This is a genomic window from Novosphingobium sp. EMRT-2, from assembly GCF_005145025.1.
In the GTDB taxonomy this organism is placed as follows: Bacteria; Pseudomonadota; Alphaproteobacteria; order Sphingomonadales; family Sphingomonadaceae; genus Novosphingobium.
The window spans coordinates 1,681,463-1,703,270 of record NZ_CP039695.1 but is presented as its reverse complement, the minus strand read 5'-3'; the positions used below and the strand labels follow the sequence as shown (position 1 = coordinate 1,703,270).

Genomic DNA, 21,808 nt, shown 5'->3' with positions numbered 1-21,808 from the left:
GTTACGCGACAAGGTTCACCAGCCGATCGGGCACCACGATCACCTTCTTCACTTCCGCCCCGTCCAGCGCACGCTGCACCTTGTCGCTGGCGAGGGCAAGGCGTTCCAGCTCCTCGCGCGCGGTGCCCTTGGCCACGGTCAGCGTATCGCGCAGCTTGCCCTTGACCTGCACCGCCACGGTCACCTCGTCATCGACCAGCAGCGCCGGATCGACGGCGGGCCAGGCCGCGTCGGCCGCCAGCCCTTCGCCGAAGCGCGCGAAGGCTTCCTCGGCCAGGTGCGGCATCATCGGGGCGACCAGCAGCAGCAGCGCGCGAATCGCGGCGGAGCGGCAGGCCGAAGGCGCGGCCTTCTCGATCGCGCCGGTCAGTTCGTAGATGCGCGCCACGGCCTTGTTGAAGCCCAGCGCCTCGATGTCCTGCGCCACGGCGTGGACGGTCTGATGCGCCTTGCGGTCGATGGCCTTGTCCTCGCCGGTGGCCGCGGCGTCGTATTGCGCGAACAGGCGCCACAGACGCTGGACAAAGCGGGCGCAACCCTCGATGCCGGCCTCGGACCACGGCAAGTCGCGCTCGGGCGGGCTGTCGGACAGCATAAACCAGCGAATCGCGTCGGCGCCGTACTGGCCGACGATCTCATCGGGATCGACGACGTTCTTCTTCGACTTCGACATCTTGATGACGCGGCCGATTTCGACCGGCGCGCCATCCGCCTTCAGCGTCGCGCTCTCGCCCGTCCGTTCGACTTCGGCCGGGGCGAACCACACCGGCTGGCCGCTGGCGTCGTCGATCCGCGAATAGGTCTCGTGCGTCACCATCCCTTGCGTGAACAGGCTGGCGAACGGTTCCTTCACGTCCAGCTTGCCGATCCGCGCCAGCGCGCGCGTCCAGAAGCGGGCATAGAGCAGGTGCAGGATCGCGTGCTCGATCCCGCCGATATACTGTTCCACCGGCATCCACTGGCGGATCTGTTCGGGATCGAACGGACGGTCGGCGGGCTGGCTGGCGAAGCGCAGGAAGTACCACGACGAATCGACGAAGGTATCGAGCGTGTCGGTCTCGCGCCGGGCGGGCTTGCCGCATTGCGGGCAATCGACATGCTTCCAGGTGGGGTGGCGGACCAGCGGATTGCCCGGCGTCTGGAAATCGACGTCCTCGGGTAGCGTGACGGGCAGGTGCTTCTTGGGCACCGGCACCACGCCGCAGACCTCGCAGTGGATGAAGGGGATCGGCGTGCCCCAGTAGCGCTGGCGGCTGACGCCCCAGTCGCGCAGGCGCCACACCGTCTTGCCCTGGCCCCAGCCTTTGCTTTCGGCGCGGGCGATCACGGCGGCCTTGGCGTCGGCCACGGCCATGCCATCGAGGAAGCCGGAGTTCACCAGCACGCCGTCGCCGGCTTCGGCCTCGCCCGCGAAGGGCTTGCCGGCATCGGCCGCGTCCGCGGCGACGACGCGCAGGATCGGCAGTCCGTACTTGGTGGCGAAATCGAAGTCGCGCTGGTCATGCCCCGGCACGGCCATGATCGCGCCGGTGCCGTAGTCCATCAGCACGAAGTTGGCGATGAAGACCGGCAGGTCCGCGCCGGTGAACGGATGCTTCGCGGTGATGCCGGTGTCGAAGCCAAGCTTTTCCGCCGTTTCCAGCTCGGCGGCGGTCGTCCCGCCCTGCTTGCACAGCGCGATGAAGTCCTGCGCGGCGGTGCTGCCGGCGGCAACGGCCTGCGCCACGGGGTGATCGGCGGCGACCGCGACGAAGCTCGCGCCGAAGATCGTGTCCGGGCGCGTGGTATAGACGTCGAGCTTTTCGCCGCTGGAAAGCGTGAAGGCGAATTGCAGGCCCTGGCTCTTGCCGATCCAGTTTTCCTGCATCAGCCGGACCTTTTCCGGCCAGTTTTCCAGCGTGCCCAGGCCTTCCAGCAGTTCCTCGGCGAAATCGGTGATCTTGAGGAACCACTGGTTGAGCTTGCGCTTTTCCACCAGCGCGCCCGAACGCCAGCCGCGCCCGTCGATCACCTGTTCGTTGGCCAGCACGGTCTGGTCGACTGGGTCCCAGTTGACCGCCGATTCTTTGCGATAGACCAAGCCGCCCTCGTAGAGGTCGAGGAACAGCGCCTGTTCGTGGCCGTAATATTCCGGCTCGCAGGTCGCGATCTCGCGGCTCCAGTCGAGCGCGAAGCCCAGGCGCTTGAGCTGCGCCTTCATGTTGGCGATGTTGTCGCGCGTCCAGCCGCCGGGGTGGACGCCCTTTTCCATGGCGGCGTTCTCGGCCGGCATCCCGAAGGCGTCCCAGCCCATCGGGTGCAGCACCTCGAAGCCCTTCATCCGCTTGTAGCGGGCCAGCACGTCGCCCATCGTGTAGTTGCGAACGTGGCCGATGTGGATGCGCCCCGAAGGATAGGGGAACATCTCCAGCACGTAGCTGCGCGGCTTGGCGCTTGCGTCGTCGGCGCGGAAGCTCTCGCGCTCGTCCCAGACGCGCTGCCAGCGGATATCGGCGGAAGAAGGATCGAAACGGTCTGCAGTCATGCCCGCTCCTCTAGGGAGCGCGGCGCGCGCGTGCAAGGCGGTCGATGCCGGCCGGAGTGCCCCGCCGGCCCTCTATCTGTGCGTTCAGCCCTTGATCGTCTGGCGGCGCAGGTCGCGCGCCTTGGTCAGGATCACGTCTTCCAGCTTCTGCACGGTGGCGGCCTGCACGGGCGCATCGACCCACTGGCCGTTCTGCGAGACCTGCCGGCTGGCGGCGACGCGCAGCGCGTCGGCGCGCAGGTCCTGATCGAGGATCGACACGGTGACCTTGACGCGCTCACCCGGGTTCTTCGGATTGGCGTACCAGTCGGTGACGATCACGCCGCCGTTGCTGTCGGTCTGCAGCAGCGGCATGAACGAGAGCGTTTCGAGACTGGCGCGCCAGAGGTAGGCGTTGACGCCGATCGTCGTCACCTTGCTGGCGGCCAGGTCCAGCCGGGGGCGCTGCTTCTTGTGACCGCAGGCGGACAGCCCCAGCGCCAGCGTGCCGAGCACAGCGCATGTGACGAGGGCGCGACCGGACGCGAGGTGTTTGGCACGGCGGAATCCAGAGGCGCTGACGGTCACTACACTTCGTCCTTGCTGGCGGGAAGGAGGCGGCTGGCGCATCCTTCCGGTCCTGATATGAAGCGCGCTTGCCGCACGCCGGTCCGGGGCCTCTATCACCCCGGCGCCGCGGGCCGCAAGCGCGATGAAACAAGAGTCCACATAGCAGGCGCCTGGCGTGAACCGGTCCTGAATGCCGTGGCGGCTGTGGACATCGTGCAACAGCTTGCCAGCAAGCGGTGCCGCACCCACATGGAGACTCGCCTTCTGGCCATAATGGTTATAAGGACAAACAAAGAGATCGCCTTTGTCACGAGAATCACATATTCCGCGTGAAAGGGGGCTCTGCAACAGGGCTGAGGGACCGTTTCGAGATGACTGGCAGGGTTGATGGCAACGGCAAAAAAGGCGGCTTGCGCCGTATTTTGCGTGCGCCCCTGCTGATCGGTGCGGCGGCTTCCGCCGGCCTTCTTATCGCTCCCACTGTCAGCAGCGCTTTCGCGAACCATTTCGATGCCTCGCCGGTCAGCCTTGCCGCGCGCGGCGGGATCGGCTCCTTCACGCCGGCCTCGATCGATCCGCGCCTTGCCGCGCAGATCACCGTGCGGGCGTTGTCGAATGGCAAGCTGTTCCGCTTCACGCCCGCCGGCACCGAAACACGGCCGGACCGCGCGGTGACCGTGGCGGTTCGGGTGAACGACGATACGTCGCGTGTCGTGTCCGTCCGCCAGGCCTTCGCCGCCGCCGCGACGACGCCGGGTGCCGCCACCGTGCGGATCGCGCCCACGGCCTACAACCTCGGTCTTGCGCGCGGATACCAGAGCTTTGCGATCGATGGATCGCAGCCCCGCGAAGTCGCGCGGCTGGAAATGCCCGATTTCCAGGCGTTCAAGCTGTCCGGTCCTGCGCCGACGGCGCCGGGCCGCCTTTCGCCGCGGCTGGAGCTTGACCAGAAGGAACGCGCCGGGCGCGCGCCGCGCACGCTTGAGAACCAGGGCGATTACCAAGTCGATCTGGGCGGCAGCTATCGCCTGACCGGCAATCTCAACGTCATGGCTGGCATCCGCTATTCGTCGGAGCGTGACCGTCTGCGTCCGCTGACGGACGGTAAGCAGGACAGCCAGGCCGTTTACGTCGGAACGCAGTTCCACTTCTGATTCCCCTACATCGCAGGTTTTCCGGGATGCCGCATTATTGGCACGTTTCTTCGCGCGTGCAGTATTAATGGCAGCATTATACTGCGATGCAGCAATATATCGCGCTGCAATAATTGGATTTTGATCCGTAAAGCGCTTGTAGCTCCGCGCCCATATCCTTACGCTTGACGCCGATTGGGGTGAATACTGGAGTTTTGACATGGCGCGTGTTGCAATTGTTACCGGCGGTACTCGGGGTATTGGCGAAGCGATCAGTCTTGCACTCCGGGACCTCGGTTTTACGGTCGCCGCCAACTATGCCGGCAATGCCGAGAAGGCCAAGGCCTTCACCGACGCCACCGGCATCAAGGCCTATCGCTGGGACGTCGGCGATCATCAGGCTTGCCTTGACGGGTGCGCGCAGGTGGCGGCGGATTTCGGCTCTGTCGATGTCGTGGTGAACAACGCCGGCGTGACGCGGGACGGTGTGCTGCACAAGATGACGTTCGATGACTGGAACGAGGTCATGCGCATCAACCTGGGCGGGTGCTTCAACATGGCCAAGGCGACCTTCCCGGGCATGCGCGAACGAGGCTGGGGGCGCATCGTCAACATCGGTTCGATCAACGGGCAGGCCGGGCAATATGGCCAGGTCAACTATGCCGCGGCCAAGTCCGGCATCCACGGCTTCACCAAGGCGCTGGCTCAGGAAGGCGCGAAATACGGCGTGACCGTCAACGCGATCGCGCCGGGCTACATCGATACCGACATGGTCGCGGCGGTGCCGCCCGCCGTGCTGGAGAAGATCGTCGCCAAGATTCCGGTCGGCCGGCTGGGCCATGCTTCCGAAATCGCGCGCGGCGTGGCGTTCCTCTGTTCGGAAGAGGCGGGCTTTGTCACCGGATCGACGCTGTCGATCAACGGCGGCCAGCATATGTACTGATTTAGGGTCAGGACCCATTACTGGCACGGTCGAGCCGTCCAAATGGCGAACATATCGGGCCGAAAGGCGCGCGGCGAAGGCTGGTTGCCTTTGCAAGCGCCTTTCGGTTCGAGATGGAAGCCATTTGGGCGTCCCGCAGGGATTTGACCAATTTGCCCCATTGCGGCGTCGAGAGGACTTGAAATATCGACATATTCCTGCGCCCTCTCTCCTTGCACTGGGGCAAATTGCTTCAAACCTCGACCGCGCCAGTAATGGGTCCTGACCCTATGCACGGGCGGCTTTGCGGCCGCCCGTGGCGCTGGTAAAACAGGGCGTGGCTTCGCTCTACCATCCTCCCGTCAAGCGTTCGGTGGAGATCGCCGGGCACAAGACCTCGATCAGCCTGGAACCGCTGTTCTGGGAGATGCTCCGCGCCGCCGCCGAGGCGGAAGCGCTGCCGATCAACGCGCTGGTGGCGCGCATCGACGCCCAGCGCATCGCCAGCCCCACGCCGCCCGGCCTTGCCAGCGCCATCCGGCTGTGGCTGGTGGCGCGCGTGGGGATTGGCCTTGCGCATGACGGATAGGCGCGATCCCCTGGTTAGCCTCGATTTTGAAGCGCTTCTGATCGAATGGCGCGGTCCGGCGCCGTTTGTGTTCGCGCCGATCCCCGATCGCCATCGCGGCGAGATCGCCCATGCGGCCCGCCAGGCGAGTTACGGCTGGGGGGTGGTGCCGGTGGCGGCGGTGATCGGGAAAACGCGCTTCACCACGTCGCTTTTCCCGCGCGACGGCGGCTATCTGCTGCCGGTCAAGGTCGCTGTGCAACGGGCAGAGAGCATCGGCCCAGGCGCGCGCGTGTCCGCGCATATCGAGATCGGCTGACGCGCCGCGCTCAGTCCCCGCCGACGCGCTCCACATCGGCGCCGAGCAGCGCGAACTTCTCTTCGAGCCGCTCGTAGCCGCGATCGAGGTGGTACAGCCGGTGTACCTGCGTTTCGCCTTCGGCGGCGAGGCCGGCGATGACCAGGCTCATCGACGCGCGCAGGTCGGTCGCCATGACTTCGGCCCCGGTCAGCTTGTCGACGCCGTGAACGATCGCCGTGCGGCCCTTGGTCTCGATCCGCGCGCCCATGCGGTTCAGTTCGGGAACGTGCATGTAGCGGTTTTCGAAGATCGTTTCGGTCAGCACGCTGGAGCCTTGCGCCAGGCACAGCATGGCCATGAGCTGCGCCTGCATGTCGGTGGCGAAGCCGGGGTAGGGGGCGGTGGAGATGGTGACGGGGCGCAGCGGGCCGTCGGCGGCGACGTGGATGCCGCCCTTGACCGGCTCCACGCGCACGCCCGCGTCGCGCAACGCCTGCACGGTCGCTTCCATGTCCTCGATCCTTGCGCCGGCCAGCGTCACTTCGCCGCCGGTGATCGCCGCGGCGCAGGCATAGCTGCCCGCCTCGATCCGGTCCGGCATGACCATGTAGGTCGCGCCGTGCAGGCGATCGACGCCGTGGATGGTCAGGTCGGACGTGCCGATCCCTTCGATCTGCGCGCCCATGGCGACGAGCAGGTTGCACAGGTCCACGATTTCCGGTTCGCGCGCGGCGTTGTGCAGCGTGCTTTTGCCCTTGGCGAGCACGGCCGCCATGACCGCGTTCTCGGTCGCGCCGACCGAGACCACGGGGAAGCTGTAGCGCCCGCCGGGCAGGCCGCCATCGGGGGCGATGGCGCGCACATAGCCGGCGGCGAGCTCGATCTGCGCGCCGAAGGCTTCGAGCGCCTTCAGATGCAGGTCGATCGGGCGGTTGCCGATGGCGCAGCCGCCGGGCAGCGAAACGGTCGCCTCGCCGGCACGGGCCAGCAGTGGGCCGAGCACGAGGATCGAGGCGCGCATCTTGCGCACGAGGTCATAGGGGGCGACGGTGGACGTCAGCCGCGTCGCCTGCAACGTCATCACCCGGCCGAAATCCTCGGGCCGCGCGCCGGCGATCGACGTTGACGTCCCGAACTGGTTCATCAGGTGCTGGAAGCCGTCGATGTCGGCCAGGCGCGGCAGGTTGCGCAGGGTAACCGGCTCATCCGTCAGCAGCGCGCAAGGCAGCAGCGTCAGCGCGGCGTTCTTCGCGCCGGAGACCGGAACCGTACCCGAAAGGCGCTTGCCGCCGCGAATGATGATCTTGTCCATCGCGGTCGTTTAGCCGGTTTGCCATGGCACGCAAGAGGACGCCCGCGCGATGCCGGGCGTCAGCCTGCGAACCGGTGCCGTTGCGGCGGTTTCGACGGGTTCAGGCGGCCTTCCAGCGCAGCGGCAGCGCCTTAAGCCCGCCCACGAAGGTGGAACTTGCCCGGCGCGGTTCGCCGGCCAGTTCGATGCTGTCGAGTCGGTCCAGCAGCGCTTCGAACAGGATGCGCATTTCCAGCCGGGCGAGGTGCAGGCCCAGGCACTGGTGCGCGCCCGCGCCGAAGGCGATGTGGCGGTTGGCCTGGCGCGAGGCGTCGAACCGGCGCGGGTCCTCGAACCGTTCGGGATCGTGGTTCGCCGCGACGTAGTTGATCATCAGCCAGTCGCCCTTGGCAATGGCCTGCCCGCCGACTTCGGTGTCCTCCGCCGCCGTGCGCATGAAGTGCTGGACCGGCGAGGTCCAGCGGATCGCTTCCTCGACGATGCCGGCCAGCAGGCCGCGATCGGCCTTCACCCGCGCGAACTGTGCCGGATCGCGCGCCAAAGCCAGCATCGCGCCCGCCGTGGAGGCCGATGTGGTATCGTGTCCCGCGCTGGCGGTGATGATGTAGTAACCGGCGGTGTCCCGGTCGCTCATCGGTTCGCCATCGATCACCGCGTTGGCGATCACGGTGGCGAGATCGTCAGTGGGATTCGCCCGGCGATGGCGGGCCAGCCCGGCGAAATAGGCTTCGAAATCCTTCACCGCGCCCGCCACGATCAGGGAAATCTGTTCGGGCGTCAGGTTTTTCAGGCCCGACTGGCTGAGGTCTTCATCCTGCCCGCCGAACATCTGCTGGGTCAGCACCAGCATCCGCGCCTCGTCCTCCTCGGGCACGCCCAGGATCTGCATGACGACGTGCAGCGGATAGGGCGAGGAGACCAGCTTGGTGAAATCCCCCTCGCTGCCATGCGCCAGCAGGCGATCGACCGCCGCGTTGGCGATCTTGCGGATTTCGCCCTCCAGCTTGACCAGGTTCTTGGGCATGAACCAGTCCTGCGTCAGCCGGCGCAGCTTGGGGTGCTTGGGCGCATCGATCTGCACCAGCGATTCGACAAGGTGCGGGCTGCCGCCGGTGATATCCTTGATCAACGCTTCGCTGGACTTCAGCCCGAACACGCTGGCGCGCGGGTGGTTGAGGAAGGTCGTGTTGGCCTTGCTCACCTTCATCGCGTCGTCGAAGCGGGTCAGCAGCCAGAACGGATCGTGCGAATCGTCCGGCGCCTCGATGCGCGCTACCGGCATGTTCGTGCGCAGCCAGTCGAACTTGTCGAGCAACGGATCCCACGCGGCATAAGCGTGCGGATCGATGACGGCGCGCGCATAGTCGGCAGGGGCCAGGGGCGTGGTGGTGGAGGCCATGGGACGTGTTCCTCGCTTCGTGTCAGCCTGCGGGCGATCAGGGGCAGATGTTCAGGCGGTTGGTGATTTCGCGGCTTCGGCGGCGGCGCGGTATTCATCGCGCAGCAGGCGCTTGAACAGCTTGCCCGTGGGTTCGCGCGGCAGTTCCTCGCGGAAATCGATCGTGCGCGGCATCTTCACCCGCGAAAGCTGCGGGGCGAGCCATTCGGTCAGTTCGGCGGCAAGCTCTGGCCCGGCGTCGGCCATGTTCGCGGGCTGGACCACGGCGATCACGCGTTCGCCCATGTCGGGATCGGGCGCGCCGATCACGGCGGCATCGGCGACCTTGGGATGATGCACCAGCAGGTTCTCGATCTCCTGCGGATAGATGTTCACCCCACCCGAAATGATCATGAAGCTCTTGCGGTCGGTGAGGAACAGATAGCCTTCCTCGTCCTGGATGCCCACGTCGCCCAGGCTGGTCCAGCCGTGCTTGTTGGTGGCATCGCGCGTCTTGTCAGGATCGTTGTGATAGCTGAACACGCTGCCGCCCTCGAAGAACACCTGCCCCTCGGTGCCGCGTGGCACCTCGTCGCCGTTCTCGTCGCAAATGCGGATCGTGCCCAGCAGCGCGCGCCCGACCGAGCCCGGCCGTTGCAGCCATTCCTCGCTGGAAATGAACGTGAAGCCGTTGCCTTCGGTGCCCGCGTAGTATTCGCGCAGCACTGGCCCCCACCATTCGATCATCGCCTTCTTCACCGGCACGGGGCAGGGCGCGGCGGCGTGGATCGCGTTCTTGAGCGAGGACACGTCATAGCGGGCGCGGACCTCCTCCGGCAGCTTGAGCATCCGCACGAAATGGGTCGGCACCCACTGGCTGTCGGTGACCTTGAGCCTCTGGATCAGGTCCAGCGCCGCTTCCGGATCGAACTTTTCCATCACGACGACGGTGCCGCCAAGGCGATGCACCGTCATCGACCAGCGCAACGGCGCGGCATGATAGAGCGGGGCAGGGGAGAGATAGACGGCGTCCGGCCCGATGCCGAACGCCTGCGAGGCGAGCGCCAGCAGCGAATTCGGCGCGCCGATTGCCGGGTCTTCCGGCAGCGGCACGCGCACGCCCTTGGGCTTGCCCGTGGTGCCGGAGGAATAGAGCATGTCACAGCCCGCGCGCTCGTCGGCGATGGACGTGGCGGGCATGGCCGCGAACGCCGCTTCGGCGCTGAGGTTGCCCTCTCCGCCGAACCGCAATTGGGGCAGGTCGGGATCGAGCGCGGCGACTTCATCGAGAACGGGGGCGAGATAGGCCGAACCGATCAGCAGCTTCGCGCCGCTGTCCTTGGCGATATAGGCGATTTCCGGCGCGGTAAGGCGGCTGGAGACTGCGACATAGACCAGCCCGGCCCGCTGCGCGCCCCAGGCGACCGAGAAGAAATCGGGATGGTTCTCAAGGCAGATCGCGATCGTGTCGCCGATCTTCAGCCCGCGCGACCGGAACAGTTGCGCCGCCCGGTTGCTGGCTTCGTCCAGCTCGCGATAGGTGATGGTCCGTCCGCTCCCGCCCATGATCACTGCCGGGCGATCGGGATTGGTCCGGGCATGGAACGTCGGATGGTATTGCATCGGTTCGGCATCCTTCTTCGCGCGGAGTCTTCAGGGACTCCTTTGCGAAGTACTTTAACCGACCGATTAAATTGCGCAATGGCTGACGATCAGAATCCGAACGCGGACAGGCTCTCATAATCGTCGGGCCGCCGTCCTTGCGGCCAGTGGAAGCGCCTGTCGGCTTCGGCAATCGGCGCGTCGTTGATGCTGGCAATGCGCCGCCGCATCAGCCCGTGTTCGTCGAACTCCCAGTTCTCGTTGCCGTAGGACCGGAACCATTGCCCGGCCTGGTCCCGCCATTCGTAGGCGAAGCGCACGGCGATCCGGTTTTCGTGGAAGGCCCACAGTTCCTTGATAAGGCGATAGTCCCGCTCGCGCTGCCACTTGGCGGCGAGAAACGCCACGATCGCGGCGCGCCCTTGCAGGAAGGTGTCGCGGTTGCGCCAGAGACTGTCCGGCGTATAGGCCAGCGCCACCCGTTCCGGATCGCGGCTGTTCCAGGCGTCCTCGGCCAGCCGGACCTTGGTGATGGCGGTCTCTTCGGAGAACGGGGGCAGCGGAGGGCGCTGTTCAGTCATCGTCGTGTCCTTCCTGGGTGGCGATGCGGGCGCGGAGCGCCGCGTTTTCCGCTTCGAGCGTGGCAAGCTGATCGCGCAGCGGCTGGATGGCCAGCGCCACTTCGCGGTCCGTGTAGCGTGGCGTGATATGCTGCGGGCAGTTCCAGTCGAAGGCGCGCAGCCGCAGAACGAAAATCCGTTCCGGCTTCGCCTTGTCGCGCGGATCGATCACTTTGGCGGTCAGTTCCGGATCGGCATCGAGCGCCACCACCTCTACGTGGGCATAGATTTTCATGCGCCGCCGACGAGGATAGTCCATGAGGATCAGGGCAACCCGGTCATCGGCCGACAGATTGCCCAGGCTGATGTACTGCCGGTTGCCGCGATAGTCCGCGAAGGCAAGCGTGCGATCGTCGATCATCCGCAGGAAGCCGGGCGTTCCGCCCCGGTGCTGAACATAGGGCCAGCCGGTTTCCGAGGTGCTGGCCATGTAGAAGCTGTCCCGCGCGGCAATGAAGGCGGCTTCCGCTTCCGTAAAGCGATCGAACGAACGATCCGTGCGGATATCGGTCCACATGTCCGCGCTGCCCATGGCGCGCTGCGCCGCGCGCACGCTCGGCGTCATCGCGATGTCCAGAAAACCGTAGGCCATAGGAACCTCCCGTTCGCCAGCCACGTCGCCAGCGTCGGGATTCGTTGTAGGCTCCGAAAACCTCTTTGATAATCGGCCAGGAAAGGAATGCATTCTTCCGATTTATGGGAGAATATCCCGGTGGGCTCGGGTGTAGCGCCGGCGGATGGCTGTCAGAAGGAACAGGCCCAAGGCAAAGGCGATACAATCACCAAAGAAAAAGGCGACGTCACCGCCGCCTTTTTCCGCACCCTCTCCAAGATGCTTCTTTAAAACCGGGACGGCTTGTTATTCGGGTCCGCCGCGTCCTTCGGCCGGGTCGTTGGTGACAAGCAGGCCGCTCGCGGGCGTCTGCATGTAAGGCAGCGGGTTCACGGCTTCGCCGGCAACCCGGACTTCATAGTGCAGGTGCGGGCCGGTGGAACGGCCGGTCGAACCGACATAGCCGATCACGTCACCCTTGTGGACGGTCTGGCCTTCGGCAACGGCAATGCGCGACATGTGGCCATAGCGCGTTTCCATGTTGCCGCCATGTTCGAGCTGAACATAGAGGCCGTAGCCGCTGAACCAGTCGGCGCGGCCGACGACGCCATCGGCGGTCGCATGGATCGGCGTGCCAGTGGGCGCGGGAAGATCGATGCCCTTGTGGGCGCGCAGACCGCCGAGAACCGGATGGACGCGCAGGCCAAAGCCGCTGCTCATGGAACGGCTGCTGGTGACCGGGATCAGCGAGGGGATGGAAACCGGGCCGGAGCGGCGCACGGGCGCTGCGGTCGACGAACCGGTATCGAGAGCCTGCCAGCTGGCGAAAAGCTGGTGAAATTCCTCGTCGCCGTTATCCGAAGCGCCGGTCTTGGCGGCTTCCGCGGCGCGGAGCGGAGCGGCGATATCGGCGGCGGCGGCGCTGTTGGCCAAAGCCGGAGCGGCGGAGAATGCGAAGGTTGCGGCGGCAAGGGCACCGAAGACCGACTGGAAGGTTTTGTTTTGCGACATTACGACCCGAACAACCCTTTTATCCGATCCGCAGGAAGGCGTGGCGCCTCTGTCCGGATCACGATTTTCCCCAGTACAATTCTGCCCTCAGGCCGCAGACAGGCTTTGCCTGCTGCCGTCGGTTCTTGTGTCAGAGTTGGTCGGAAGCCCCCCCGCCATCTCGTGACGCAAGGGGTAGAGGGGGGTGTTGCGGTTAGGCAACCCCTTTCAGGAAATCATACGATAAACCGGCTGATCGACGCGCTGAGTCGTTGAACGGTGGCTTAACAGTGCCGCGAAAATGCCGCGCAACCAGCGTTCGCCACAGGTCGGGCGGCGATTCAGCCCGTTCCTGGCAGACTTGCGCGAAGTGCGATGTGCCGAAGCGCACATGGCGAATTTCGTCGGCCAGGATGCGGGACAGGATGCGCGCGCTGCGTTCATCGCCAACGGCGGTGAAGCGTTCGATCGTGGTCGGCGTCACGTCCAGCCCGCGCGCTTCCAGCACCATGGGCACCACCGCAAGGCGCGCGGCGATATCGTGAGCGGTCTCCCGCGCGGCATCCCACAAGCCGTCGTGGGCGGGCATCGCGCCATAGAAGCTGCCCAGCGTGCGCAGCCGCCGCGCGAGCAGGGCGTGGTGCATCGCTTCGTCGGCGGCCACCGACAACCAGTCCGAGACGAACTGCGCGCCGCGCTCCGCGCCGAACCGTCCGGCCGCGTCCAGCGCCAGATCGATCGCGACGAATTCGATATGCGCCAGCGCGTGGAGCAGGGCGATGCGGCCGCGCTCCGATCCGCCGCGCCCGCGCTTGGGCATGGCGTTGGGCCGCAGCAGGACGGGTGCGGCGGGCCGGGCCGGCATGTCGGGCATCGCGGCCTCGAAGCGGAAGGCCAGCCGCCCCGCCGCCCAGTCGCGCGCCACGGCCCGCGTGGCCATGACCTTCGCATCGGGCGCGGCGGTCAGCATGGCCGCGCGGATCGCGGCGGAAACGCTCGGGCGATCGGTCATCAAAGCGCCTTGGCGGCGGCGAGCACTTCCTCGGCGTGGCCTTTGACCTTCACCTTGTTCCAGACCCGCGCGATCCGGCCGTCCGCGCCGACCAGGTAGGTCGTGCGCTCCATGCCCATGTAGGTGCGGCCGTACATCGACTTTTCGGTCCAGATGCCCAGGGCGTCAGACAGCCCGCCCTCCTCTGCATCGGAGGCGAGCGGCGCGGCCAGGCCGTGCTTCTCGATGAACTTCGCGTGCTTCTTGGGCGGGTCCTTGCTCACCCCCAACAGCGCGGCGCCGGCGGCGTCGAATTCGCCGGCCAACGCGGAGAAATCCTTGTTCTCGGTGGTGCAGCCGGGGGTATCGTCCTTGGGGTAGAAGAACAGCACCAGCTTGCGGCCCGCGAAATCGGACGTGCGCACCGTGCCGCCATCGGGCGTGGTCAGGGCCATGTCAGGCAGGGCATCGCCCGGGCCGGGTCTCTCGCTCATTCCTCGATCTCCAGTTCTTCGTCGAACATCTGCTGCCACGCGGCGGCGATGCGCTGCCGCGCCTGCCGCACTGCGTCAAGCAGCGCGTTCCAGTCGCCGCCGCCACTTTCCAGGCAGCAAGCATTGGCGACGATACAGCGGCTTGCCTCGGGCGGGAACATGCCATCGGGGGCAACCAGCCGCACCACGATCAGCAGGCGCACCAGCAGCTCGTAGGCCGCGCGCAGATCGGGGGGCAGCAGGCCGGCGGCGGAAAGCGCCTCGATCGCGCGGCCCAGATCGGGGTCCAGCCCCGCGTGCTCGCGCAGTTGCAGGTAGTGGACGATGAACTCCAGGTCGACCAGCCCGCCGCGCGCCAGCTTGACATCGAGCGGCCCCTTTGGCGGCTTGTGCTTCGCCATCTCGCCGCGCATGTGCAGCACGTCCTCGCGCAGCTTCGCGGCATCGCGCGGGGCGTGCAGCACCGTGTCGATGATCGCATGCAGTTCCGCCCGGTCGTCTGCGGTGCCGAGCAGCGGGCGGGCGCGGCACAGCGCCATGTGTTCCCAGGTCCAGGCGTCTTCGCGCTGGTAGCGCTCGAAGCTGTCGAGGCTGACCGCGATCGGCCCCTGCGCGCCCGAGGGCCGCAGCCGGGTATCGACTTCGTAGAGCGCGCCCGCCGCCGTCGGCACGGACAGCGCGGCGATCACGCGCTGCGCCAGCCGGTTATAGTACAACGTGCCGCCCAGCGGCCGTCTTCCATCGCTTTCGCGCATGTGATCGCCGCTGAACAGGAACACCAGATCCAGGTCCGAGGCATGGGTCAGTGCCGCGCCGCCAAGTCGGCCGAGGCCGAGCACGACCAGCCGGCTGTCCGGAACCACGCCGTGGTTCGTCACGAATTCGCTGACGGCGGCCGCGCCCAGCACCTCGATCGCCGCTTCGGCCACGCGCGAGAGCGCCGCCGCCACGTCCAGCGGATCGTGTTGCCCCTCGATCAGTTGCACGCCCAGCGCAAAGCGCAGTTCGCTGACCTTGACGCGCACCGCGTCGAGCACGCGCTGGTAATCGTCGCCGGCCTCGCAGCGCGCAAGCTCTGCCATGATCTCCTCCACGCTGCCGGGCAGGTCGAAGGCGGAGCGGTCGATCAGCGTATCGAGCAGGTCGCTGCGCCGCGCGAGTTCGTCGGCCAGCGTCGGCGCATGGGCCAGGATGCGCATGACCACGGCGAGCAGGCCGGGCCGAGCTTCGAGCAGGCGGAAGACGTTGATCGCCGATGGCAGGCCGCCCAGCAACTGCTCCCAGCGCAGCAGCGCGCGTTCCGGATCGGGCGCTTCGGCCAGCGCGCGTAGCAGCTGCGGGCGCAGCCGGGCATAGGCGTTGCGCGCTTCGGCGCCGCGCAGGGCGCGGAACTGGCCGCCTTCCCAGCCTTCGATGCGCGTGGCCAGCGCCTCGGCATCGGCAAAGCCCAGTTGTTCCAGCTCGCCCACCAGCGGCCGGGTCTCAACCGCAACCGCGCCGGTCGGGGCATAGATGCGGATCAGCGCGTCGAACCGGGTGCCGACCGCTTCCGAAATCGTGGCCAGTTCATCGACCAGCGCCTTGCCGTGCGGCAGCCCGTCGAGCCGGGCCACGCTGTCGAGCGCTGCGGGGTCGGTCGGCAGGCTGTGGGTCTGCTGGTCGGCCACCATCTGCAGGCGGTGCTCCAGCACGCGCAGGCGGTCATAGCTGTCGCCGAGCACGCGGGCATCGCTGGCATCAATGATGCCGGCCTGCGCCAGCGCGTCGAGCGAGGCGCGGGTGCCGCGCTGGCGCAGGGCGGGATTGCGCCCGCCATGGATCAACTGGTGCGTCTGCGCGAAGAACTCCACCTCGCGAATGCCGCCGCGCCCGCGCTTCAGGTCATAGCCGGGGCCGATCGCCTGCCCGCCGGCATAGTGATCGCGGATGCGGGTGGTCAGGCGGCCGATCTCGGCGATCGCGCCGAAATCGAGGCTGCGGCGCCAGACGAACGGGCGGATCGTGTCGAGAAAGGCCTGGCCCGCGGCAACATCGCCGGCGGCGGCGCGCGCGCGGATGAAGGCCGCGCGTTCCCAGGCCAGCGCGCTCGATTCGTAATGCGTGATCGCCGCTTCGAAGGGCAGGGCCAGCGGGCTGACTTCCGACGCCGGGCGCAGGCGCAGGTCGATCCGGAACACATAGCCGTCGGCGTTCACGGTGGAAAGGATCTCGACCACCGCCCGCGCCACGCGCTGCGCGGCTTCGCCCGGCTCGTCGCGATCGCGCCGGGGCAGGGTGAGCGGATCGTAGAGCAGGATCGGATCGATGTCGGACGAATAGTTGAGTTCGCCCGCGCCGTGCTTGCCCAGCGCGATGGCGGAAAAACCGCGCGGATCGGCATCGGGCGCGCGCCGGCGGATCGCGGCGGCGATGGCCGCGTCCAGCGCGCGGTCGGCGAAGGTGGAAAGCTCGCCCACCACGCGTTCCAGCGGCAGAGCGCCGGCGAGGTCGCCGATCGCCAGCGCTAGCGCCAGCGCCAGCCGTTCGCGGCGGAGCGCGACAGAGACATCGTCGATGCCTTCGCCCATGCCCTTGGCGGCGGCGAGGGCATCCTCGATCCGCCCGTCGGCGAGCAGGGCTTCGATGGCGGGCAGCCTGTCCAGCGCGCGGCACAGGAACGGGGCATGATCGCGCGCCCGTCCGATCGCGTTTTGCCAGTCCGTCATCGTGTTTCCGCTCCCTCGTCCCTGCGCCTTCCCGCGATGCCTCGTGAAGGCGGCGCGATCAAGCGCGGGCGTGCCTTGCGCGGCTTTCCCGGCTCTGCCAAGGTCCGCGCATTGCGCGCCAGAGGGGCTCTGGCGCATGATCGATTTTCGAAAGGTTGCTCAATGACATATCGCAAGGTTTGCGGTTCGTCCGCGCGGTTTGCGGCGCGCTTCGCCGGCAGTGTGATGGCCTCCGTTCTGGTTGCTTCCGCCGCGATGGCCGCTCCGGCGCCGAAGGTGCCTCCGGTCGACCAGGCGCTGATGCGCGACATGGTGAAGACGCTGGCGTCCGACGCGCTGGAAGGGCGTGGCCCCAGCACCGCCGTCGAGCCCAAGGTGCTCGATGCGATCATCGCGCGCTTCAAGCAGGCGGGCCTGCAACCCGGCAACAAGGGTGGCTGGCTGCAGGACGTGCCCACGGTGGAAGTCACGGCAGGCAACGTCAGCCCGCTGGTCGTGACGGGCGCCGCGCAACCGCTGACGTTCACGCGCGGCAAGGATTTCGTTGCCGGCAGCTACCGCATCACGTCGAAGACCGACGTGCGCGACAGCGAACTGGTCTTCGTCGGTTATGGCGTCAACGCGCCGGAACTGGGCTGGAACGATTATGCCGGCGTTGACGTGAAGGGGAAGACGGTGGTCATCCTCGTCAACGATCCCGACTACGAAACCGCGACCGAGGACGGACCGTTCAAGGGGCGCCGGATGACCTACTACGGCCGCTGGACCTACAAGTTCGAGGAAGCGGCGCGGCAGGGCGCGAAAGCGGCGCTGATCGTCCACGATACCTTCCCCGCCGCCTATGGCTGGAACGTGGTGGAATCGAGCTGGGCTGGCGCGCAGTATTTCGTGCAGACGCCGAACGACGGCGCGGACCAGACCGAGGCCAATGGCTGGTTGCAGAAGCCGGTGGCCGAAGCGATCTTCGCCGCGGCGGGCCAGAACCTTGCGCAGCTCACCGCCGCCGCCAAGCAAAAGGGCTTCAAGGCGGTTCCGCTGGGGCTCAAGGTCAGCTTCTCGTTCGACAATGCGATCCGGCGGTCGGTTTCGCACAACGTGATCGGCATCCTGCCCGGCAAGACGCGCCCGGACGAATACGTCCTCTACACCGCGCACTGGGATCACCTCGGCCATTGCCAGGCCGATGCCAAGGGGGACGACATCTGCAACGGCGCGGTCGACAACGCCACCGGCGTGGCCGCGCTGGCCGAGCTTGCCAAGATGAACCGCGCGGCGGGGCCGGCGCAGCGCAGCGAGGTGTTCCTGGCGGTCACGCTGGAGGAATCCGGCCTGCTCGGCTCGGAATACTACGCCCGCAACCCGATCTATCCGCTGGCGAAGACCGTGGGCGGCGTGAACATGGATGGACTGTACCCCGTTGGCGCCACGCGCGACGTGCAGGTGACGGGCGGCGACAAGTCCGAACTGACCGCGATTCTCCGTCGCGTCGAAGGCGAGATGGGTCTGGTCGAAACGCCCGAGGATCACGCCGAGCGCGGCCACTACTACCGTTCGGACCACTTCAGCATGGCCAAGCGCGGCGTGCCGATGTTCGCGGTCGGCCGTGGCACCGATCTTGTCGTGGGCGGCAAGGCAGCGGGCGAGGCCGCGTCGGAAGATTACACCAACAACCGCTATCACCAGCCCAGCGACGAATATTCGGACAACTGGGACTTTTCCGGCATGGCGCAGGAAGTGGAACTCTACTACCGGCTCGGCCGCGCGCTGGCCGACAGCACGGTCTGGCCGAACTGGCATCCGGGCGACGAGTTCCGGGCCATTCGGGACCGGAGCCTGGCCGAAGCGGGCGTTAAGACGAAGTAACAGGACAAGACGGACGATGAGCGGGAACGGGATGCGGATGCCGCCGGAATGGCATCCGCAGGACTGGCTATGGATCGGCTTTCCGCATCTGGCGGAAGAATGGTCCGGCGTTATCGAAACGGCGCAGGAGCAGATTGCCGCCTTCGCCAGCGCGGTTGCGGAAAGCGGCCAGCAAGTGCGCCTAATCGTCCGCGACGAAGCCAATGCCGCGCGCGCGCGGCAACTCGTCAGCGGCGCGGTGCGGCTGGAACAGCGCGTCTATGGCGATGTTTGGCTGCGCGATACCGGGCCGCTGGTGGTGCGCGATGCGGCAGGAAACCGCCGGGCACGGCTGTTCGGCTTCAACGGCTGGGGCGGCAAGTACGTGATGGATGGCGATACGCGGATCGGCGCCGATCTGGCCGACAGCGCCGGGCTGGCTGCCGACCGTTGCGACTGGATTCTTGAGGGCGGTGCGCTGGATGGGGACGGCACCGGGCTGGTCGCAACCACGGGGCAATGCCTGCTCAATCCCAACCGCAATCCGCATCTCTCGCAAGCCGATCTCGAAATGCGGCTGGCGCGCGATCTCGGGTTCGACCGGGTGCTGTGGCTGGGCGATGGCCTGATCAACGATCACACCGACGGGCACGTCGACAATCTCGGCCGGTTCGTCGCGCCCAACCGCATCGCCCTGCCGCGCGCGACGGGGGCGGACGATCCCAATGCCGCGATCTATGCCGACGCCGCGGCGCGCGCGCGGGCGATGGGCGTGAAGGTGGCCGAAGTGCCGTCGCCTGGCCGGATCGAATGGGACGGCATGGTCCAGCCGGCGAGCTACATGAACTTCGTCGTGACCACGAAGCTGGTGGTGGTCCCGATCTTCGGTTCGCCCCACGATGACGAAGGCGTGGCCGCCATCGCCGCGCTGTTTCCGGGGCGCGACACCGTGGGGCTGATGGCCGATGCGGTGCTGGCGGGTGGTGGCGGCTTCCACTGTTCCAGCCAGCAGATGCCGTCCGCCTGAAGCGTTCTCCTACCCTTCACCCTGGTGCTGGCGGTTCAGCGTGCGCCACGCGATGAACAGCGCGGCGAAGGCGACCGGAACCACGGCGAGAACCCCCACCAGCCCGACCTTGAGACTGCCGAAATCGGTCGAGAGGCGGCCGGCGGCATAGGGACCGAGCGCCAGCCCCAGCATCGTCGCGCCGAGCAGGAACGCCGCCGTCGCCGTGGCGCGCACCTGCGGCGGCACGATGTTGACGATCGTGCCCGAAGCCCCGCCCAGCGCGGCGCTCAGCAGGAACCAGGTCGGGAAGATCATCGCGTAGAACACCGCCTTGCTGCCCGTGGTCAGCATCACCGCATAGGGCAGCAGGCCTGTCGCCAGACCGCCGATCACCACCAGCACGCGCCGGGCGTTGTCGTGGCCCCGGCTCAGGCGGTCCGCCATCGCGCCGCCGGCGATCACCCCCGCCGCGCCGCCAGCCGCCGCCAGCCCGCCGACCATGATCGCCACTTCGTCGGTGCTGGCGTGGAAGGTGCGGATGGCATAGAGCGGGCCGAACGCCGAATTGGCGTAGGACACGAAGCTGATCAAGCCGTAGCCGACGGTCACGCCCAGCACCGAAGGCGATTTCCAGATCGCGGCGAAAGCGGCCGGGTCCTGCACGCGCAGGCTCGCCGCCCACGAGAAGATGGCATAGCTGCCCACGCCCAGCGCGATCCACTGCACCGGATCGCCCAGCAGCGCGGTGATGCCCGCCGAAAGCGCGGCGATGATCGCCGCGGCCGCGATGTTGGCCGTCAGCGCCGCCCCGCCCCGCCGAGCGGCGGCGATCAGGGTGAAGGGCGGCACGATCGTGCCAAGGTCGCCCAGGAAAGCCTTGAACGGGGAGCCCTCCGGTGGCGTACGCCGGTGTGCGGGCGGATCGTAGCGGCCGCGCGCCGGCTCGCGCAGGCTGTTCACCCACAGCGCCAGCAACAGGCCGGGCAGGCCCACGGCCAGGAACGCGACCTGCCAGCCCGCCAGCCCGAACGGATGCGCGCCGGGCGCGAATCCATTGTTCCAGCCATTGGCGATCGAACTGCCGATGAACAGCGAAACACCGCCGCCCAGATAGATACCGGCGGAATAGATCGCGATCGCAGTGGCGCGGCGCTGCGGTGGGAAGTAGTCGGACAGCAGCGAATAGGCGGAGGGGCCGGCCGAGGCTTCGCCCACGCCCACGCCGATCCGGGCGAGGCCCAGTTGCGTGAAATTGCGGGAAAGGCCGGAAAGCGCGGTCATCGCCGACCATACGGCGAGGCCGATCGCCAGCAACCGGGTGCGCGTCCAGCGGTCCGCCAGCTTGCCCAGCGGAATGCCGAACAGCGCATAGAACACGCCGAACGCCGTGCCATAGAGGAAGCCGAATTCGCTGTCGGAAATGCCCAGATCGCGCTTCAGGTCCACCGCAAGGATGGTCAGCAACTGGCGATCGATGAAGTTGAGTATATAAACAATGACCAGTACGCCCAGCGCGTACCAGCTATAGGGTTCGATCCGGGGGGCTTTTTCGCCTCTCGCCGGGGTTTCAGGATCCTCCATACCGCGTGCCGTCCTCCAGTCCCGCTTCGGCAAATCCCGCCTGCCGCAGGCGACAGCTGTCGCACAGGCCGCAGGCGGTCCCATCGGGCAGGGGATCGTAGCAGGACCAGCTTTCGCTGGTATCCAGCCCGAGTCGCACGGCTTCGCGCGCGATCCCCGCCTTGGTCAGGTACTGGAGCGGCGCGTGGACGCGCACGGTGCCCCCTTCCGATCCGAACTTGGTGGCAATGCGCGCCAGTCCCTCGAACCCCGCCACGAATTCCGGGCGGCAATCCGGATAGCCGGAATAGTCGAGCGCGTTGACGCCGATGAACAGGTCCTTCGATCCCGCCGCTTCGGCCCAGGCGAGCGCGAGCGAGAGAAACACGAGGTTGCGCGCGGGCACGTAAGTGACCGGAATGTCCGGCCCGACGCCGTCCTTGGGCACGTCGATGGCGTCGGTCAGCGCCGAACCGCCGAACTGGCGCAGATCGAGCGGCAGCACCACGTGGCGGTCCACCCGGAGCCGGGCGGCGATCTTGCGCGCGGCGTCCAGTTCAATGCGGTGGCGCTGGTTGTAATCGATCGTCAGCGCCAGCACGCGGAAGCCCTGTTCCAGCGCCAGCCCCGCGCAGACCATCGAATCCAGCCCGCCGGACAGCAGCACCACGGCCAGGGGAGCCGCGTCGGTATTCTTCACTTGCACGTCAACGTGTTCGACCATCCCCTTGGGCTAGCGGGGCATAGCCGCGCTG

20 protein-coding genes are annotated in these 21,808 nt (G+C 67.2%); 7 read left to right on the top strand and 13 right to left on the bottom strand.

The window, feature by feature from the left end; translation table 11 throughout:
* Position 1: 1 nt before the first annotated feature.
* Together leuS and FA702_RS08395 are read right to left on the bottom strand one after the other, a co-directional pair.
* Positions 2-2,524, bottom strand: a complete 2,523-nt coding sequence (gene leuS, locus FA702_RS08400; protein ID WP_136955777.1) for a leucine--tRNA ligase — start codon at positions 2,522-2,524, stop codon at positions 2-4.
* Positions 2,525-2,608: 84 nt separating this feature from the next.
* A complete protein-coding gene (locus FA702_RS08395) occupies positions 2,609-3,019 on the bottom strand; it encodes a DUF3576 domain-containing protein (protein WP_309229318.1) in 411 nt (136 codons plus the stop codon).
* A gap of 425 nt (positions 3,020-3,444) precedes the next feature.
* Between FA702_RS08395 and FA702_RS08390 the strand changes: the two genes are divergently transcribed.
* From FA702_RS08390 to FA702_RS08370, 4 genes are all read left to right on the top strand, one after another.
* Positions 3,445-4,227 (top strand): hypothetical protein, encoded by a 783-nt coding sequence (locus FA702_RS08390; RefSeq protein ID WP_255504769.1) that lies wholly within the window; start codon positions 3,445-3,447, stop codon positions 4,225-4,227.
* Positions 4,228-4,426: 199 nt separating this feature from the next.
* The gene (phbB, locus tag FA702_RS08385) at positions 4,427-5,149 is read left to right on the top strand and encodes an acetoacetyl-CoA reductase (RefSeq protein ID WP_136955774.1); all 723 of its coding nucleotides are present in this window, start codon (positions 4,427-4,429) and stop codon (positions 5,147-5,149) included.
* Between the two features lie 316 nt (positions 5,150-5,465).
* Positions 5,466-5,717, top strand: a complete 252-nt coding sequence (locus tag FA702_RS08375; RefSeq protein ID WP_136957312.1) for a ribbon-helix-helix domain-containing protein — start codon at positions 5,466-5,468, stop codon at positions 5,715-5,717.
* Positions 5,707-6,015: a DUF1905 domain-containing protein gene (locus FA702_RS08370; protein WP_136955773.1), complete on the top strand. Its 309-nt coding sequence runs from the start codon at positions 5,707-5,709 to the stop codon at positions 6,013-6,015. Before FA702_RS08375 ends, FA702_RS08370 begins: the two co-directional genes overlap by 11 nt.
* Positions 6,016-6,025: 10 nt before the next feature.
* Here FA702_RS08370 and murA read toward each other — a convergent pair whose 3' ends face one another.
* The 5 genes from murA to FA702_RS08345 all read right to left on the bottom strand — a co-directional run bounded on the left by murA (position 6,026) and on the right by FA702_RS08345 (position 11,501).
* On the bottom strand, positions 6,026-7,309 hold the full coding sequence (murA, locus tag FA702_RS08365) for a UDP-N-acetylglucosamine 1-carboxyvinyltransferase (RefSeq protein ID WP_136955772.1): 1,284 nt from the start codon (positions 7,307-7,309) through the stop codon (positions 6,026-6,028).
* Between the two features lie 100 nt (positions 7,310-7,409).
* Positions 7,410-8,708, bottom strand: coding sequence for a cytochrome P450 (locus FA702_RS08360; protein ID WP_136955771.1), 1,299 nt, complete (start codon positions 8,706-8,708; stop codon positions 7,410-7,412).
* 51 nt (positions 8,709-8,759) lie between these two features.
* Positions 8,760-10,310: an acyl-CoA synthetase gene (locus tag FA702_RS08355; RefSeq protein ID WP_136955770.1), complete on the bottom strand. Its 1,551-nt coding sequence runs from the start codon at positions 10,308-10,310 to the stop codon at positions 8,760-8,762.
* Positions 10,311-10,399: 89 nt separating this feature from the next.
* A complete protein-coding gene (locus tag FA702_RS08350; RefSeq protein WP_136955769.1) occupies positions 10,400-10,870 on the bottom strand; it encodes a nuclear transport factor 2 family protein in 471 nt (156 codons plus the stop codon).
* Positions 10,863-11,501: a pyridoxamine 5'-phosphate oxidase family protein gene (locus FA702_RS08345; RefSeq protein ID WP_136955768.1), complete on the bottom strand. Its 639-nt coding sequence runs from the start codon at positions 11,499-11,501 to the stop codon at positions 10,863-10,865. Before FA702_RS08345 ends, FA702_RS08350 begins: the two co-directional genes overlap by 8 nt.
* Before the next feature lie 87 nt (positions 11,502-11,588).
* On the opposite strand from FA702_RS08345, the gene FA702_RS22770 reads away from it, so the two are divergent.
* Positions 11,589-11,753 carry a hypothetical protein gene (locus tag FA702_RS22770; RefSeq protein ID WP_168196029.1) on the top strand — a complete coding sequence of 55 codons (165 nt, stop codon included), beginning with the start codon at positions 11,589-11,591 and terminating at the stop codon, positions 11,751-11,753.
* Between the two features lie 15 nt (positions 11,754-11,768).
* On the opposite strand, the gene FA702_RS08340 is transcribed toward FA702_RS22770, so the two are convergent.
* The 4 genes from FA702_RS08340 to FA702_RS08325 all read right to left on the bottom strand — a co-directional run bounded on the left by FA702_RS08340 (position 11,769) and on the right by FA702_RS08325 (position 16,642).
* Positions 11,769-12,473 carry a M23 family metallopeptidase gene (locus FA702_RS08340; RefSeq protein ID WP_136955767.1) on the bottom strand — a complete coding sequence of 235 codons (705 nt, stop codon included), beginning with the start codon at positions 12,471-12,473 and terminating at the stop codon, positions 11,769-11,771.
* A gap of 193 nt (positions 12,474-12,666) precedes the next feature.
* The gene (locus FA702_RS08335; RefSeq protein ID WP_136955766.1) at positions 12,667-13,464 is read right to left on the bottom strand and encodes a ferritin-like domain-containing protein; all 798 of its coding nucleotides are present in this window, start codon (positions 13,462-13,464) and stop codon (positions 12,667-12,669) included.
* Positions 13,464-13,937, bottom strand: a complete 474-nt coding sequence (locus tag FA702_RS08330; RefSeq protein ID WP_136955765.1) for a peroxiredoxin — start codon at positions 13,935-13,937, stop codon at positions 13,464-13,466. Before FA702_RS08330 ends, FA702_RS08335 begins: the two co-directional genes overlap by 1 nt.
* Positions 13,934-16,642 carry a bifunctional [glutamine synthetase] adenylyltransferase/[glutamine synthetase]-adenylyl-L-tyrosine phosphorylase gene (locus FA702_RS08325; RefSeq protein WP_136955764.1) on the bottom strand — a complete coding sequence of 903 codons (2,709 nt, stop codon included), beginning with the start codon at positions 16,640-16,642 and terminating at the stop codon, positions 13,934-13,936. The genes FA702_RS08330 and FA702_RS08325 overlap by 4 nt, the downstream gene beginning before the upstream one ends.
* Positions 16,643-16,804: 162 nt before the next feature.
* Here FA702_RS08325 and FA702_RS08320 point away from each other — a divergent pair, with 162 nt between their 5' ends.
* Both FA702_RS08320 and FA702_RS08315 read left to right on the top strand, forming a co-directional pair.
* The gene (locus FA702_RS08320; RefSeq protein WP_370385506.1) at positions 16,805-18,505 is read left to right on the top strand and encodes a M28 family metallopeptidase; all 1,701 of its coding nucleotides are present in this window, start codon (positions 16,805-16,807) and stop codon (positions 18,503-18,505) included.
* Positions 18,506-18,521: 16 nt separating this feature from the next.
* Complete coding sequence (locus tag FA702_RS08315) at positions 18,522-19,511, top strand: agmatine deiminase family protein (RefSeq protein WP_136955763.1); 990 nt, start codon at positions 18,522-18,524, stop codon at positions 19,509-19,511.
* Positions 19,512-19,520: 9 nt separating this feature from the next.
* Here the strand turns inward: FA702_RS08315 and FA702_RS08310 are convergent, their stop codons facing one another.
* Together FA702_RS08310 and queC are read right to left on the bottom strand one after the other, a co-directional pair.
* Positions 19,521-21,074 carry an MFS transporter gene (locus tag FA702_RS08310; protein WP_136955762.1) on the bottom strand — a complete coding sequence of 518 codons (1,554 nt, stop codon included), beginning with the start codon at positions 21,072-21,074 and terminating at the stop codon, positions 19,521-19,523.
* Complete coding sequence (gene queC, locus FA702_RS08305) at positions 21,061-21,777, bottom strand: 7-cyano-7-deazaguanine synthase QueC (RefSeq protein WP_124810649.1); 717 nt, start codon at positions 21,775-21,777, stop codon at positions 21,061-21,063. Before queC ends, FA702_RS08310 begins: the two co-directional genes overlap by 14 nt.
* Positions 21,778-21,808 lie beyond the last annotated feature (31 nt).

Coding starts and splice junctions, on each gene's coding strand:
- leuS (WP_136955777.1), bottom strand. CDS start 2,524: ATGACTGCAGACCGTTTCGATCCTTCTTCCGCCGATATCCGCTGGCAG.
- FA702_RS08390 (WP_255504769.1), top strand. CDS start 3,445: ATGACTGGCAGGGTTGATGGCAACGGCAAAAAAGGCGGCTTGCGCCGT.
- phbB (WP_136955774.1), top strand. CDS start 4,427: ATGGCGCGTGTTGCAATTGTTACCGGCGGTACTCGGGGTATTGGCGAA.
- FA702_RS08370 (WP_136955773.1), top strand. CDS start 5,707: ATGACGGATAGGCGCGATCCCCTGGTTAGCCTCGATTTTGAAGCGCTT.
- murA (WP_136955772.1), bottom strand. CDS start 7,309: ATGGACAAGATCATCATTCGCGGCGGCAAGCGCCTTTCGGGTACGGTT.
- FA702_RS08360 (WP_136955771.1), bottom strand. CDS start 8,708: ATGGCCTCCACCACCACGCCCCTGGCCCCTGCCGACTATGCGCGCGCC.
- FA702_RS08355 (WP_136955770.1), bottom strand. CDS start 10,310: ATGCAATACCATCCGACGTTCCATGCCCGGACCAATCCCGATCGCCCG.
- FA702_RS08350 (WP_136955769.1), bottom strand. CDS start 10,870: ATGACTGAACAGCGCCCTCCGCTGCCCCCGTTCTCCGAAGAGACCGCC.
- FA702_RS08345 (WP_136955768.1), bottom strand. CDS start 11,501: ATGGCCTACGGTTTTCTGGACATCGCGATGACGCCGAGCGTGCGCGCG.
- FA702_RS22770 (WP_168196029.1), top strand. CDS start 11,589: ATGCATTCTTCCGATTTATGGGAGAATATCCCGGTGGGCTCGGGTGTA.
- FA702_RS08340 (WP_136955767.1), bottom strand. CDS start 12,473: ATGTCGCAAAACAAAACCTTCCAGTCGGTCTTCGGTGCCCTTGCCGCC.
- FA702_RS08335 (WP_136955766.1), bottom strand. CDS start 13,464: ATGACCGATCGCCCGAGCGTTTCCGCCGCGATCCGCGCGGCCATGCTG.
- FA702_RS08330 (WP_136955765.1), bottom strand. CDS start 13,937: ATGAGCGAGAGACCCGGCCCGGGCGATGCCCTGCCTGACATGGCCCTG.
- FA702_RS08325 (WP_136955764.1), bottom strand. CDS start 16,642: ATGACGGACTGGCAAAACGCGATCGGACGGGCGCGCGATCATGCCCCG.
- FA702_RS08320 (WP_370385506.1), top strand. CDS start 16,805: ATGACATATCGCAAGGTTTGCGGTTCGTCCGCGCGGTTTGCGGCGCGC.
- FA702_RS08315 (WP_136955763.1), top strand. CDS start 18,522: ATGAGCGGGAACGGGATGCGGATGCCGCCGGAATGGCATCCGCAGGAC.
- FA702_RS08310 (WP_136955762.1), bottom strand. CDS start 21,074: ATGGAGGATCCTGAAACCCCGGCGAGAGGCGAAAAAGCCCCCCGGATC.
- queC (WP_124810649.1), bottom strand. CDS start 21,777: ATGGTCGAACACGTTGACGTGCAAGTGAAGAATACCGACGCGGCTCCC.